12 protein-coding genes are annotated in these 13062 nt (G+C 70.1%); 6 read left to right on the forward strand and 6 right to left on the reverse strand.

Going from position 1 to position 13062, the window contains the following annotated elements:
* The first annotated feature begins 19 nt into the window (after positions 1-19).
* The 3 genes from ACSFBM_RS25475 to ACSFBM_RS25485 are packed head-to-tail and all read left to right on the forward strand — an operon-like array spanning position 20 to position 2831.
* Positions 20-700, forward strand: a complete 681-nt coding sequence (locus ACSFBM_RS25475; RefSeq protein WP_435486887.1) for an HAD family hydrolase — start codon at positions 20-22, stop codon at positions 698-700.
* Positions 697-1686, forward strand: coding sequence for a tripartite tricarboxylate transporter substrate-binding protein (locus tag ACSFBM_RS25480; protein WP_435486888.1), 990 nt, complete (start codon positions 697-699; stop codon positions 1684-1686). The genes ACSFBM_RS25475 and ACSFBM_RS25480 overlap by 4 nt, the downstream gene beginning before the upstream one ends.
* A gap of 11 nt (positions 1687-1697) precedes the next feature.
* Positions 1698-2831: a DSD1 family PLP-dependent enzyme gene (locus ACSFBM_RS25485; RefSeq protein ID WP_435486889.1), complete on the forward strand. Its 1134-nt coding sequence runs from the start codon at positions 1698-1700 to the stop codon at positions 2829-2831.
* Positions 2832-2855: 24 nt separating this feature from the next.
* Here ACSFBM_RS25485 and ACSFBM_RS25490 read toward each other — a convergent pair whose 3' ends face one another.
* On the reverse strand, positions 2856-4094 hold the full coding sequence (locus ACSFBM_RS25490; RefSeq protein WP_435486890.1) for an MFS transporter: 1239 nt from the start codon (positions 4092-4094) through the stop codon (positions 2856-2858).
* Between the two features lie 96 nt (positions 4095-4190).
* Here ACSFBM_RS25490 and ACSFBM_RS25495 point away from each other — a divergent pair, with 96 nt between their 5' ends.
* From ACSFBM_RS25495 to ACSFBM_RS25505, 3 genes are all read left to right on the forward strand, one after another.
* Positions 4191-5102 (forward strand): LysR family transcriptional regulator, encoded by a 912-nt coding sequence (locus tag ACSFBM_RS25495; protein ID WP_435486891.1) that lies wholly within the window; start codon positions 4191-4193, stop codon positions 5100-5102.
* A 132-nt stretch (positions 5103-5234) separates the two neighbouring features.
* A complete protein-coding gene (locus ACSFBM_RS25500; RefSeq protein WP_435486892.1) occupies positions 5235-5615 on the forward strand; it encodes a helix-turn-helix domain-containing protein in 381 nt (126 codons plus the stop codon).
* Positions 5612-7012 carry a type II toxin-antitoxin system HipA family toxin gene (locus ACSFBM_RS25505; protein ID WP_435486893.1) on the forward strand — a complete coding sequence of 467 codons (1401 nt, stop codon included), beginning with the start codon at positions 5612-5614 and terminating at the stop codon, positions 7010-7012. The genes ACSFBM_RS25500 and ACSFBM_RS25505 overlap by 4 nt, the downstream gene beginning before the upstream one ends.
* A gap of 23 nt (positions 7013-7035) precedes the next feature.
* On the opposite strand, the gene ACSFBM_RS25510 is transcribed toward ACSFBM_RS25505, so the two are convergent.
* The 5 genes from ACSFBM_RS25510 to ACSFBM_RS25530 are packed head-to-tail and all read right to left on the reverse strand — an operon-like array spanning position 7036 to position 13057.
* Positions 7036-8562, reverse strand: a complete 1527-nt coding sequence (locus ACSFBM_RS25510) for a mannose-1-phosphate guanylyltransferase/mannose-6-phosphate isomerase (RefSeq protein ID WP_435486894.1) — start codon at positions 8560-8562, stop codon at positions 7036-7038.
* 52 nt (positions 8563-8614) lie between these two features.
* Positions 8615-9391, reverse strand: coding sequence for a LuxR C-terminal-related transcriptional regulator (locus ACSFBM_RS25515; protein WP_435438396.1), 777 nt, complete (start codon positions 9389-9391; stop codon positions 8615-8617).
* Positions 9384-10520: a UDP-glucose 4-epimerase GalE gene (gene galE / locus ACSFBM_RS25520; protein WP_435486895.1), complete on the reverse strand. Its 1137-nt coding sequence runs from the start codon at positions 10518-10520 to the stop codon at positions 9384-9386. The genes ACSFBM_RS25515 and galE overlap by 8 nt, the downstream gene beginning before the upstream one ends.
* Before the next feature lie 27 nt (positions 10521-10547).
* Positions 10548-11783 (reverse strand): glycosyltransferase WbuB, encoded by a 1236-nt coding sequence (locus ACSFBM_RS25525; RefSeq protein WP_435486896.1) that lies wholly within the window; start codon positions 11781-11783, stop codon positions 10548-10550.
* Positions 11780-13057 carry a polysaccharide biosynthesis protein gene (locus tag ACSFBM_RS25530; protein WP_435486897.1) on the reverse strand — a complete coding sequence of 426 codons (1278 nt, stop codon included), beginning with the start codon at positions 13055-13057 and terminating at the stop codon, positions 11780-11782. The genes ACSFBM_RS25525 and ACSFBM_RS25530 overlap by 4 nt, the downstream gene beginning before the upstream one ends.
* Positions 13058-13062: the final 5 nt, after the last annotated feature.

Here is a 13062-nt window from a genome sequence, read left to right on the forward strand (position 1 = left end):
AAACGTACAGTCCGTGCTCATGCACACACCCACCGCCATGCAAGACCGCCCGCACAGCCACGCGTCATACCCCCGCGCCGTGCTGTTCGACCTGCTCACCGCGCTGCTCGATTCCTGGACCGTGTGGAACGCCGCCGCCGGCTCCGAAGAGAAAGGCCGCGCCTGGCGCGCCGAGTACCTGCGCCTGACCTACGGCTGCGGCGCCTACGTGCCCTACGAGCAGTTGGTGAAAGACGCCGCGCGCAACACCGGCATGGCCGATTCGGCGCCCGACGCGCTCGAAGCCCGGTGGCACACGCTGCCCGTGTGGGACGGCGCCCGCGCACTGCTGCTGGCGCTCAAGCCGCACTGCAAGCTGGCGGTGGTCACCAACTGCTCGAAGCGGCTCGGCCACCTGGCGGCGGCGCGGCTGGACATCGACTGGGACGTGGTCGTCACCTCGGAGGAGGCCGGCTTCTACAAGCCCGACCCGCGCCCCTACCAAATGGCGCTCGACCAACTGGGCGTGAAAGCCGCGGACGCGGCCTTCGTCGCCGGTTCGGGCTACGACATGTTCGGCACCTCGGCGGTCGGCCTGCGCACCTACTGGCACAACCGCGTGGGCCTGTCGCTGCCGCAGGGCGCGCCGTCGCCCGAGCTGCAAGGCGACACGCTCGCACCGGCGCTGCCGTGGCTGCAGTCGTTCGGGAGCAAGGCTTGAAGCGGGCCGCGCTTCTACGCGGCCTGCTCGCGCTGACGGCCGCGCTTGCGTTGCACGCGCCGGTATTGGCGCAGCCCAATGCCTTCCCGCAGCACCCCGTGACGTTGATCGTTCCCTTCCCGCCGGGCGGCCCGAGCGACGCGCTGGCGCGCGGCTTCGCGCTGCACATGGGCAAGCAGCTGGGGCAGGCCGTCATCATCGAGAACGTGGCGGGCGCGGGCGGCACCATCGGCCTCACCAAGGTGGTGAAGGCCGCGCCCGACGGCTACACGCTGGGCTTCGGCACCATCGGCACGCACGTGGCCAACGTGGCGCTGTACAAGAAGCTGCCCTACAACCCCGAGACCGACTTCGTGCCCGTGGGCCTCGCGGGTTCGGCGCCCATGCTGCTGCTGGCGCGCGCCGACCTGCCGGCCAGCAACCTGAAGGAATTCGTTGCCTGGCTGGGCACGAACAAGGCGAAGGCCTCGTTCGGCAGCGCGGGCGTGGGGTCGATCTCGCACTACGGCTGCGTGCTGCTGCTGTCGTCGCTGAAGCAGAACGTGGCCCACATTCCCTACAAGGGCGTGGCCCCGGCCATGAACGACCTGATGGGCGGGCAGACCGACTTCATGTGCGACCAGACCACCACCGCGCTGCCGCAGGTGGCCGGCGGCAAGATCAAGGCGCTGGCCGTGCTGGCTTCCACGCGGCTGCCGCAGCTGCCGAACGTGGGCACGGCCGCCGAGGCGGGCTTCGCGCTCGACGTGCGCGCCTGGAACGCCGTCTTCGCGCCGCGCGGCACGCCCGAGCCCGCGCTGCAGAAGCTGCGCGCCGCGCTGGCCGGCGCCGCCGCCGACCCAGAATTCCGCAAGCAGATGCAGGCCGTGGGCGTGGACCTGCCCAGCGCCGATGCGCTGCAGCCCGCGGCCGTGTCGGCGCTCATTGCGCGCGGCTTGCGCGACGATGTGCCCGCGCTCAAGGCCAAGGGCGAGTACCTGGACTGATGGACGACTTCATGAACACCCTAGAGACCCTCGACACCCCCGCTGCGCTCATCGAGCGCACGCGCATGCAGCGCAACATCGAACGCATGCAGCAGCGCATGAACGCGCTGGGCGTGCGCTTTCGCCCGCATGTGAAGACCACCAAGTGCATCGACGTGGCCAAGGCGCAGCGCGAGGCGGGCGCGCAGGGGATCACCGTGTCCACGCTGAAGGAGGCCGAGCAGTTCTTTGCCGGCGGCTTCACCGACATCCTCTACGCCGTCGGCATGGCGCCGCACCGGCTGCCGCATGCGATGGAACTGCGCCGGCGCGGCTGCGCGCTGGTCATCATCACGGACGGCGTCGAGTCGGCCCGCGCCATCGCCGCGTTCGGCCGCGCGAACGGCGAGGTGTTCGAGGTGCTGATCGAGGTCGACACCGACGGGCACCGCTCCGGCATCCGGCCGGAAGAAGACGCGCTGCTCGACGTCGCGCGCGCCCTGCACGAGGGCGGCATGCGCCTGGGCGGCGTGATGACGCACGCCGGCTCCAGCTACGAGCTCGACACGCCCGAAGCCCTGCGCGCCATGGCCGAGCAGGAGCGCGCGGGCTGCGTGCTCGCCGCGCAACGGCTGCGCGATGCGGGCCTGCCATGCCCCGTGGTCAGCGTGGGCTCCACGCCCACCGCGCTGATGGCCGAGGCGCTCGAAGGCGTGACGGAGGTGCGCGCGGGCGTGTACGTGTTCTTCGACCTCGTGATGCGCAACGTGGGCGTGTGCACCGAAGAAGACGTGGCCCTGAGCGTGCTCACCACCGTGATCGGCCACCAGGCCGAGAAGGGCTGGGCCATCGTCGATGCCGGCTGGATGGCCATGAGCCGCGACCGGGGCACGCAGAAGCAGAAGCGCGACTTCGGCTACGGGCAGGTGTGCACGCTCGACGGTGCGGTGCTGCCAGGCTATGTGCTCAGCGGAGCGAACCAGGAGCACGGCATCCTGTCGCACGAGGCTGCGGCGGACACGGACATTGCCGCGCGCTTTCCGATCGGCACGCGGCTGCGCATCTTGCCGAACCATGCGTGCGCGACGGGAGCGCAGTTTCCGGAGTACCACGCGCTCTCTGAGGACGGCGGGCTGCAGACCTGGGGGCGGTTCCACGGGTGGTGAAGCGGCCCGCCACCGGCCGTCGACTCAGCGCGCGGTTGAAGCCCGCTCCCGCCGCGCCATGCGGCCCGTCGCCAGCGCCATGAGCACAGCCAGTGCGGCAATGCCCGCCGCCGCGTAGCCCAGGCTGGCCAGCCCCAGGTGCCGGATCGCCAGGCCGCCGACGACCGCGCCCAGGCCGATGCCCGCGTTGGCGGCCGACACGTTCATGGTTCCCGCGAAGGCCTGCGCCTGGGGTGCGGCCTTCATCACGCGCACCTGGTTGACCGGAAACAGCGCGGTGTACGCAATGCCCCATGCCGCCAGGGCCACGACCAGCCAGACGAAGGTGCCGCCCGCCGCTGCGGCCGCACCCGCCATGCCCAGCCCCAGCAGCACGGTGAAGAAGACGGTCGCGCGCAAGGGCGAGCGGTCCATCATCTTTCCGGCCAGCGCATTGCCCACCAGGCCCACCGCGCCGAAAGCCATCAGCCACCAGCCCACCTGCGCCGGGGCGACGCCCGCGCGCTTCTCGAGGGTTTCGGCCAGGTAGGTGTAGGCGGTGAACATGGCCGTGAACACGACCACCGACAGCGCCACATGCCACTGGAACGCAGGCTCCCGCAGGATGCGCATCTGCTGGCCGATGCGCATGCGCTCGGGCCGGGCCTGCGCCGGCATGCAGGCGGCCAGCAACACGGCCGTCAGCAGCGAGAGCAGCGCAAAGGCCCAGAACGCGCCGCGCCAGCCGATGGTGCCCGCGGCCAGCGTGCCAAGGGGAATGCCGAAGAGCAACGCCGCCGTGATGCCCAGGTAGACCCGGGCGACCGCCGTGCCGGCCATGGCCGGCTTCACCAGCCGCGTGGCCGTTTCGCTCGCCGTGCCCCAGAACACCGGCAGCAGCAGCGCGGGAATGAAGCGCGCGATGCCGAGCACCCACAGGTTCGGCGCCATCGCCGCCAGCGCGTTGGCGAAGGCGAAGACCCCAATGATCGCGATGAACAGCCGCTTGCGGTCCAGGTGCGACAGCAGCAGGGTGAGCGGCGGGCCGAACAGCATCACGGTGAACGCGAACAGCGTGACCAGCTGGCCGGCCAGCGGCACCGACACGCCGAGGTCGGCCGCCATGGCCGGCAGCAGACCGACGATCAGGAATTCGGTCGACACGATCACGAAGGCCGCGATGGCCAGGATCACGATCGACAGCATGCCGCCCGCTTTCTGGGCGGCCGCGCCGGTGCGCTGCGGCGATGGGCCGAGGGAAGGGGAGGAGGGCTGTATCGGCATGCGGGTTCTGGTAAACCCTGAGCTTATTCGCGATGGAAGAGATCGTTGGCGATAAGATTTCCAGCTATTACTTCCTCAGATTCCTGAATAAAGCCCATGAACCCCACCGAACGCCTCAAGGGCATCGAAGCCTTCGTCTGCACCGCCGACGCGGGCAGTTTCGTGGGTGCGGCGCAGCGGCTGCACCTGACCGCCTCGGCCGTCAGCAAGGGCGTGGCGCGGCTGGAGCAACGCCTGGGCGCGCGGCTGTTCGAGCGCACCACGCGCAGCCTCGCGCTCACCGAGGCCGGCAAGGTCTATTACCAGACCTGCGCGATGGTGCTCGGCGAGCTCGAGGCGGCCGAGATCGTGCTGGCGACCGAGCGCCAGAGCGAGCCCGCGGGCAAGATCCGGCTCGAGCTGCCGGTCTCGTTCGGGCGGCTGCGGGTGCTTCCCTTGCTGCGCCCGATGGTGGAGCGCTATGCCCAGCTGCGCCCGCACCTGTCGTTCTCCGACCGGTTCGTGGACCTGGCGGAAGACAACGTCGACATTGCCGTGCGCATCGGCGGCCCGGTGCCCGCGGCGGCGGCGCTGGGCTACAGGCAACTCGGGCTGGAGCGGCTGATCTTCTGTGCGGCGCCCTCGTACCTGGCCGCGCGCGGCACGCCTGCGAGCCTGGACGATCTGGCCGGGCACGACCTGGTCGTGTACGGCCGGGGCGACGGCCGCATCAGCCCGTGGCTGTTCTCCACGCCGGGCCAGCCCGTCGAGCAGCGCGCGGTCGACGCACGGCTGGTGGTGGGGCATGGCGAGGCATTGGCGTCGGCCGTGACGGCGGGCTGGGGCATCGGGCAACTGGCCACGTGGCTCATCACGGATGAATTGGCCAGCGGCGCGTTGGTCGAGTTGCTGCCCGAGGCGTCGACCGACGGACTTCCGCTCAGCCTGGTGTGGCTGCGCAGCCGGCAGTCGCTGGCGAAGGTGAGTGTGCTGGTCGAGCGTTTGAGCGCGGTGCTGAAGATCCGCTGACCGGCGTGCGCAACGTCTTTTGGTCTCCTTGTATCGAATACGATAAAGTTCCAATAACTTATCGAATACGCAACTTGCTTGATTGTTGCAAATACGATAAGTTATTCATACAAAGACTGAATACGCAACGCCATGAGCACCTCCCTCGAACTCGCGCAACGCCTGGAAGCCGCCCGGCTCGCCAGCGGTTTGACGCGCCAGCAGCTCACCGAGCAGGCCGGCGTCAGCCGCCAGGCCGTCTACCGGCTGTTCAAGGGCAACGACGTGCAGGTGTCGACCCTTCTGGCCGTGATGGAGGTGCTGCAGCTCGATCTGGCGACCGTGCCCAGGGCGCTCAAGCGCGGGCTCCCGGAACTCGACCTTTCCGATGCGGCTTCGCCTCCGGGCAAGGCCGGCGCCGTGCCCGTGGCGCCCGCTGGCACTTCGTCGCATGTGCTGTCGGCGGTGCAGCGGCGGCTGGCCAGCCTGAAGGAGGGCGCTGCGGCTCCCGCCGCGCGAAAGGGCCGCCCATGAACGTGCCCGTTCTCGTGATCAAGCTGTACGGCCGGCGCATCGGCTGCCTGTTCAAGTACGCGCAGCCCGCCTCGCCGCCCGTCATGCGTTTCGTCGCCGACGAGAGCTACGCCCGGCTTGCGTGGGACGACGCCGATGTGCTCTCGGAGTCCATGCGCGCGGCCGACCCGGCGCAGCAGCAATCGTTCTGGCTCGACGTGACCCGGCCCGAATTCAACACGGTGCTGGGCGGCAAGGGCGACTACCAGCTGCCGCCGTTCTTCCAGAACCTGCTGCCCGAAGGCGTGTTCCGCCGCTTCGTGGCCGAGGAGGCCGACATCGATCCGCTGGACCACATGGGCATGATCGCGGCCTGCGGCAAGAACATGCCGGGCGCGGTCACCGCGGAGTGGGAAGACATCTCGCGTGCCACGCTGCAGCGCCTGGTCACGCAGAACCAGGACGCGCTCGAGGCCTCGGTGTGGGCCGAGCCGTTCCAGGACGCGCTGTCGATCTCTGGCGTGCAGCCCAAGATCGGCGTCAACAAGAACGCCGAGGGCCGCTTCGTGGGCCGCACGTCCCAGGGCGACGCCGCCATCATCGCCAAGCTGCCGTCGTCCGAGTACGCGCGCATGCCGCAGCTCGAGAACCTGGCCATGACGCTGGCGGGGCTGGCCGGGGTCGATGTGTGCAGCTTCGAGCTGGTGCCCATGTCGGCGCTGGCCGCACCGCACCGCTACGACCTGGGCGACGAGGTGGACGGCCAGTTCCTGGCCGTGACCCGCTTCGACCGCGACGTGGCCGACCGGCGCGCCAAGGTCCACTTCGAAGACTTCGCGCAGGTCTTCGGCGTGCCGCCGGAGCAGAAGTACACCGAGTCCTACCTGGCGATTGCAGCGGTGCTGCTGAGCCTGCCCGAATGCGCAGAGGCGGCGGTGCACGAACTGCTGCGCCGCATCGAGGTCAACGAGCTGCTCGGCAATGCCGACATGCACCTGAAGAACATCGGGCTGCTCTACCGCGACCGGCACCACGCCGAGCTCGCGCCGGCCTACGACATCACCGCGACCGTGCTCTACAACGGAGCCCGCGGCCATGCGCTGCGGCTCGCACCGAGCGCCGGAAAGCAGCATGAAGACGCCATCCTGAGCCCCGCGCGGCTGCAGGCGTTCTGCAACGAACTGGGCCTTCAGGTCGCGGGCGCGGCCAAGGTGGTCCGCGACACGGCGGCGGAGGCGGCCCGGCAGTGGCTGGCGCCGATCCTGGCCAGCGGCCTCACGCCCCGCCAGAAGCTGCAACTGCTCACGCGCCTGGCGAACCACCCGCACCTGCGGCAGGCGGCGAAGCGGCTTCGCCGCCCCGAGCTGCTCGAGGCCTGGGACGAGGCCGTGCGGTCGATGGGGCCAGGCGGCGCCTGATCGGCCCAGGGCGAACCCGAGGCTCAGTGCTCCAGGGGCGCATGCAGCACCGCATTCGCCCCTGAACCCGCCGACCCGGCGGGTGCCACCGCCGCCACATGTGGCGCCACAAGCGGCGCCACATCCGCCAGCGTGTGCACCGGCGCGCAGCGCCCATAGGTGTCGTCGAAGCGCACGATGTCGTCCTCGCCCAGGTAGCCGCCGGTCTGCACCTCGATGACCTCCAGCGTCGTCTTGCCCGGGTTCTCCAGCCGGTGCACGGCGCCCGAGGGCAGGTAGATCGATTCGTTCTCGCGCACCAGCGTCACCACGCCGTCGCAGGTGGCCCTGGCCGTGCCCTGCACCACGATCCAGTGTTCGGCGCGGTGGTGGTGCATCTGCAGCGACAGCTTGGCGCCGGGCTTGACGGTCAGGCGCTTGACCTGGAAGCGCTCGCCGTTGTCCACGCTGTCGTACGCGCCCCAGGGCCGCACCACGCGGCGGTGTTCGGTCGCCTCGGCGCAGCCGTCCAGCGAGAGCTTGCGCACCACGTCGGCCACCTGCTCGGCGCAGCCCGCGCCGGCCACCAGCACGGCGTCGGGGGTGTCCACGATGATCAGGCCGTCGGTGCCCAGCGCCACCACCTGGCGGTGCGGCGCATGGATGAAGGTGTTGCGCGAGTTCAGCGCGCGGGCCTTGCCGCTCAGGCGGTTGCCCGACTCGTCGGCCGCGTGCAGCGTGGCCACCGCGTTCCAGCTGCCGACGTCGCTCCACATGCCTTCGAACTTCACCACGGCAATGTCCTTGTGCTTTTCGAGCACGGCGTAGTCGATGCTGTCGCTGCGGCAGGCCTGGAAGGCCGCGCTGTCCAGCCGCAGGAAGCTGCCGTCGGTGGACACCGCCGCCGTGGCGCGCTCGCAGGCGAGCAGGATGTCGGGCGAATGCCCGCGCAGCGCCGCGATCAGCGTGCGCGCCTGCACCAGGAAAATGCCCGCGTTCCAGCTGTAGCCGCCATGCAGCAGCAGGGTTTGCGCGACGTCGGCGGTGGGCTTTTCCACGAAGCGCACCACGGCCTGGCTGCGCCCGTCGCCCGACGGCTGGCCGGCCTCGATGTAGCCGTAGGCCGTGCTCGGAAAACTCGGCACCACGCCGAAGGTGACGATTTTTCCGGCCAGCGCCGCATCGACGCCGGCGCGCACGGTGCGCGCGAACAGCGCCGCATCGGGGATGTGGTGGTCCGACGGCGCGAACAGCAGCAGGTCTTGCGGCGAGGCCAGCAGCGCGGCGCAGGCCATGGCCGCGGCCGTGTTGCGCGCCACCGGCTCCAGGATCTGCCGGCCCGTGGTGTGCGCCGCCTCGACCGTTTCCTTCACCATGAAGCGGTGGTCTTCCGCCGCGATGCAGGTGATGTCGGGGTTCAGCGCGCTCAGGCGCTCCAGCGTCATCTGCAGCAGGCTCTTGCCGCCGATGAGCGGCGCGAACTGCTTGGGCAGCGCCTTGCGGGACAACGGCCACAGGCGCGTGCCGCTGCCGCCGCAAAGAACCACGGGGTGGATGGGGGTGTTGTTCATGGTCGCCTGCTGTGGAAGTACGGGGGTGTGGGTGTAGGGGAAGGAGACGTGCTCAGATCAGCCCGGAGTACGCCGCATAGCTCACGGCCTGCGCGCGCGAATGCACGTGCAATTTCTTGTAGATGTTCTTGATGTGGGCGTTGACGGTCTGCCCCGAAATGCCCAGCTGGGTGCCGATTTCCTCGGTGACATGGCCGCGTGCCACGAAGCGCAGCACCTCGCATTCGCGCGCCGTGAGCGTGGCCTCGCGCTGGGGCGCCTCCGCCGAGGGCGGCGCGCCGCCGGGCCGGTGGCTCAGCCGTGCAAGCAGCCGGCGCGCCAGCCGCGGCGTGATGGCCGCGCCGCCGTTCACCACCTGCAGCACGGCCTGCGCAAAGCTCTGCAGCCACGCGTCCTTCAGCAGGTAGCCGGTGGCTCCGAGCTCGAAGGCCTGCAGCACGTGGGCTTCGTCCTCCAGCGCGGTGATGACGATGACCTCGGCGGTGCTGTTGAGCTTGCGGGCCTCGCGGATCAGGTCGAAGCCGGTGCCGTCGCCCAGCCGCAGGTCGACCATGAGCACGTCGAACTCGTGGGTGGCGATCAGCCGGCGCCCGTCGCGCAGGGTGCCGGCCTGGCCTTCGAGCTGGATGCGCAGGTCCGACAGCAGTTCCTGCGCGATCACTCGGCGCATGAACTCGTCGTCGTCGACCAGCAGCACGCGCACGGGCGAGTCCTGCTGTCCGGTCAGGAAGCCGGGCCACAGGGGCGCCGCCGGCGGCAGGATGCCTGGCGGATACCCCGAACGACCGTCGGTCTGCTCACCAAAGGATTGCGATGCGTTGTCAGACATTGGAGTGCCCCAGGTTGGATGTATGGAAGCGCGGCATGTCCGCGGCGAAGACGGGGACGGCCCCGGCATCGGGTGCCCAGGCGGGCTGTATCTGCGGCGGCACCGGGTCGTCGAAGCCGTGCGGGTTGGTGGCCTGCCAGCGCCAGCTGTCGGCGCACATCTGGTCGAGGTCGCGCTGTGCGTGCCAGCCGAGCACCTCGCGCGCGCCCCGCGCGTCGGCCCAGTAGGACGGTGCGTCGCCGGCGCGGCGCGGGCCCAGGCGCATGGCGATGCGCCGGCCGCTTGCGCGTTCGAACGCGGCGACCACCTCCAGCACGGAGGCGCCGCGGCCGGTGCCGAGGTTGCTCGTCAGCAGGCCCGGGCTGTGCACGGCGTGGCGCAGTGCCGCCACATGGCCTTCGGCCACGTCCATCACGTGCACGTAGTCGCGCACACCGGTGCCGTCGACGGTGTCGTAGTCGGTGCCGTGCACCAGCAGGTAGTCGCGCTCGCCCACGGCCACCTGCGAGATGTAGGGCATGAGGTTGGCGGGCGGGCCGTGCGGGCGCTCGCCGAGCAGGCCGCTTTCATGCGCGCCCACGGGGTTGAAGTAGCGCAGGCAGGCCACGCCCCAGCGCGGGTCGGCGTGGGCCAGGTCGGCCAGCACGCTTTCCACCATGGCCTTGGTGCGGCCGTAGGGGTTGACGGCAGCGCAAGGCGCGCTCTCTGGAATGGGGGAGTGCTGCGCGTCGCCGTAGACCGTGGCGGACGAAGAGAACACCAGCGTGCGCACGCCGGCGCGCGCCATGGCCTGCACCAGCGTCAGCGTGCCGGCCAGGTTGACGTCGTAGTAGCTCACCGGGTCGGCCACCGATTCGCCCACTGCCTTCAGGCCCGCGAGGTGCACCACCGCGCGGATCGCCGGGTCCGCGAGCACGCGGCCGAGCAGGGCCGTGTCGCGCACGTCGCCGCGCACCAGCAGCGGCGCCACGCCGGTGATGCAGGCCACCCGCTGCAGCGAACGCGCGTCGCTGTTGACGAGCGAGTCGAGTACCACCGGCTGGTAGCCCGCCTCGATCAGCGCCACGCAGGTGTGGCTGCCGATGAAGCCGGCGCCGCCGGTTACCAGGATCTTGTCGCGAAGGCGCATGGTCGGTGCTCCAGGAGTTGGGGTGGGTCAGCCGACGGCCACGCAGCGCTGCAGCTCGCGTTCGAGCCGCTGCAGGATGGCGTCCTGGTCAAGTGCGGACTCGGCGAAACGCCGGCCCGCCGCGCCCATTTCCTCGCGCGTCTGGCGCGACATGGCGAGCTGCTCGATGGCGTCGGCCAGCGCCGCCGCGTCGCCGGGCGGCACCACCATGCCGCGGCCCGACACCACGTTGCTCAGCTCGGTGCCGGCATGCGCGGTGACGATCACGGCGCGCCCGCTGGCCAGCATGCCGCCCAGCTTGGAGGGCATGACGAGGTCGGCGGCGTCGGCGCGCTGCGGCAGCACGTGGATGTCGGCCATGCCCAGCAGCTCGTTGAGCCGCTCGGCCGGCTGCAGGTCGAGGAAGTGCACGTTGGCCAGGCGCACGCACGCGTCCTTCAGCGACTCGCGGCTCGGGCCGTTGCCGCAGAACACGAAGTGGATGTCGTGCGAGCACGCCAGCAACTGCGCCGCCTCGGCCAGCAGTTCGATGCCCTGCTTGCTGCCCAGGCTGCCCGAATACAGCACCACCACCGCGTCCTGCGGAATGCCCAGCGCGGCGCGGTAGCCGTCGGGCGAGGTGTTGGCCGGCGTGGGGTGGATGGACTTCACATCCACCCAGTTGGGAAACAGCACCACGCGGCTGTCGGCCACGCCCTTGCCGCGGGCCTTGTCGACCATGGCGGCGGAAATGGTGGACACCCGGCTGAACTTGCCCAGCAGCCAGTGCTCGGCCGAGCGCGCGAAGCGCTGCACCCGCTCGCCGCTGAGCAAACCCAGGCCGAAGGCGGCGTCCACCTCGTAGTCCTGGATGTGCAGCCACGACTTGATGCCCGCCATCTTGGAGAAGAACAGCACCGAGGGCGCGCAGAACAGCGGCGGCTCCACCACGAACACCACGTCGGGCTTCCAGCGCATCTGCGCGAACAGCAGCGGAATGCTCGACAGCATGAACGAGAACAGGTGCGCCATGCGCGCCAGCGTGCGCGGCTTCTTCGGCACCCAGGTGGGCGCGCGCCACACCGTGATGCCGTTCCACACCGTCTTGCGGTAGCGCCAGGCCGAGTAGCCGTCGAACACCGACCACTGCGGAAAGAAGGGCGGCGCGGCGATCACGCGCACGTCGTGCCCGCGCGCGTGCAGCCACTGCGCCATTTCTCCCGAGTACTTGCCGATGCCGGCCAGCTCGGGAGTGAAGTTCATCGAGTAGAGAAGAATTTTCACTTGAGTGACCTCGCGCGCAGCAGGCGTTGAATGGGAAAGAAGCCGAACACAAGGCGCATGCGCGTCTCGTACAGCACGAAGTCGGACACGCAGGCCAGCAGGAACACGTAGTGCGGCTTGCCGGGAAACAGCACGATCACCACGGCGTACGAGAGGAAGCGCAGCGCCACCTCCAGCAGCGCCCAGCGGCCGAGCGAGCCCATCGAGGTCTTCAGCGACAGCACCATCTCGTGGTGGATGGTGTAGGTGCGCAGCAGGTAGTACGGCGCGATGCAAAGGAAGATGCTGCGGGCCTCGTCGCCCAGCTTGAGCAGCGGCGCTGCCACCGCCATGACGCACCCGAGCCCGACGAACAGGCCGCAGCCGAGCAGGAACGAATGGCGGGCCAGCGCCAGCTGGGCGTCGCCGAAGTGCCTGGGGTCGGCCTCCAGCATGGCTCGGGTCTTGGTGAACAGGAAGGCCTGCACGAACTGCGAAGGCGCCTCGGCCAGCAGGAAGGCGATCTTGAAGGCGCCCACATAGCCCAGCGGCATGAAGTACGCCACCACCAGCAGGTCCGACTTGCGCAGCAGGAACATAAGCAGCGAGTACACCGTGGCGCTGCCCTGCGACGCCAGGCCGATGGCAGCCCGCCCGGCGGGCGGCGCCGCGCCGTTGCCCGGCAGGCCGATGGCCGTGCACACGACCACCAGCGCGAACAGGTTGATGAGCAGCAGGTGCGCCACGCCCAGGTCGAACTTCAGCGCCGCGCACAGGCCCACGCCCGCCACCAGGATGGTCGAGCGGATGCCGGCCTCCAGGTTCAGCAGGCCCGCATGCCCGAGGCCGCGGCTGAACGACAGCCGCAGGCTGTTGAACGAGAAGATCGCCAGCGTGGCGACCACCAGCGCGAAGGGCGCGTCGCCCACCGGCAGGCGCTGCACCGCCAGGATCACCGTGACCAGCACGGCAGCCAGCGGCAGGCCGATGGCCAGCGTGCGCACCACGTCGCCGCGCGTCACACCCGGCGTACCGTGCGCACCGGCCGGCCCGCCGGCCGCGTGGCGCGAGAACAGCAGCGAGCTGCCCAGCGTGCCCAGCACCAGCGCCACCTCGATGACCGACTGGTACACCGAGTACTCGCCGAAGCGCGCGGGCGGAATGGTCGCCGCCATCAGGAACACGGCCACGAAGCCCGACAGGTACACATACAGCCGCGAAGCCAGCGCGCCCAGGCCCGAGAGCCAGGCCATGCGGGCGCCGGGCAGGGCGAGGGAGGGGCTGAAGGGTTTCATGGCGT

It is taken from the genome of Variovorax pasteuri, assembly GCF_051216435.1.
GTDB lineage: Bacteria > Pseudomonadota > Gammaproteobacteria > Burkholderiales > Burkholderiaceae_C > Variovorax.

Bases quoted from the DNA above. Each gene is read 5' to 3' on its own strand.
- ACSFBM_RS25475 (WP_435486887.1), top strand. From the start codon at position 20: ATGCACACACCCACCGCCATGCAAGACCGCCCGCACAGCCACGCGTCA.
- ACSFBM_RS25485 (WP_435486889.1), top strand. From the start codon at position 1,698: ATGAACACCCTAGAGACCCTCGACACCCCCGCTGCGCTCATCGAGCGC.
- ACSFBM_RS25490 (WP_435486890.1), bottom strand. From the start codon at position 4,094: ATGCCGATACAGCCCTCCTCCCCTTCCCTCGGCCCATCGCCGCAGCGC.
- ACSFBM_RS25495 (WP_435486891.1), top strand. From the start codon at position 4,191: ATGAACCCCACCGAACGCCTCAAGGGCATCGAAGCCTTCGTCTGCACC.
- ACSFBM_RS25500 (WP_435486892.1), top strand. From the start codon at position 5,235: ATGAGCACCTCCCTCGAACTCGCGCAACGCCTGGAAGCCGCCCGGCTC.
- ACSFBM_RS25505 (WP_435486893.1), top strand. From the start codon at position 5,612: ATGAACGTGCCCGTTCTCGTGATCAAGCTGTACGGCCGGCGCATCGGC.
- ACSFBM_RS25510 (WP_435486894.1), bottom strand. From the start codon at position 8,562: ATGAACAACACCCCCATCCACCCCGTGGTTCTTTGCGGCGGCAGCGGC.
- ACSFBM_RS25515 (WP_435438396.1), bottom strand. From the start codon at position 9,391: ATGTCTGACAACGCATCGCAATCCTTTGGTGAGCAGACCGACGGTCGT.
- galE (WP_435486895.1), bottom strand. From the start codon at position 10,520: ATGCGCCTTCGCGACAAGATCCTGGTAACCGGCGGCGCCGGCTTCATC.
- ACSFBM_RS25530 (WP_435486897.1), bottom strand. From the start codon at position 13,057: ATGAAACCCTTCAGCCCCTCCCTCGCCCTGCCCGGCGCCCGCATGGCC.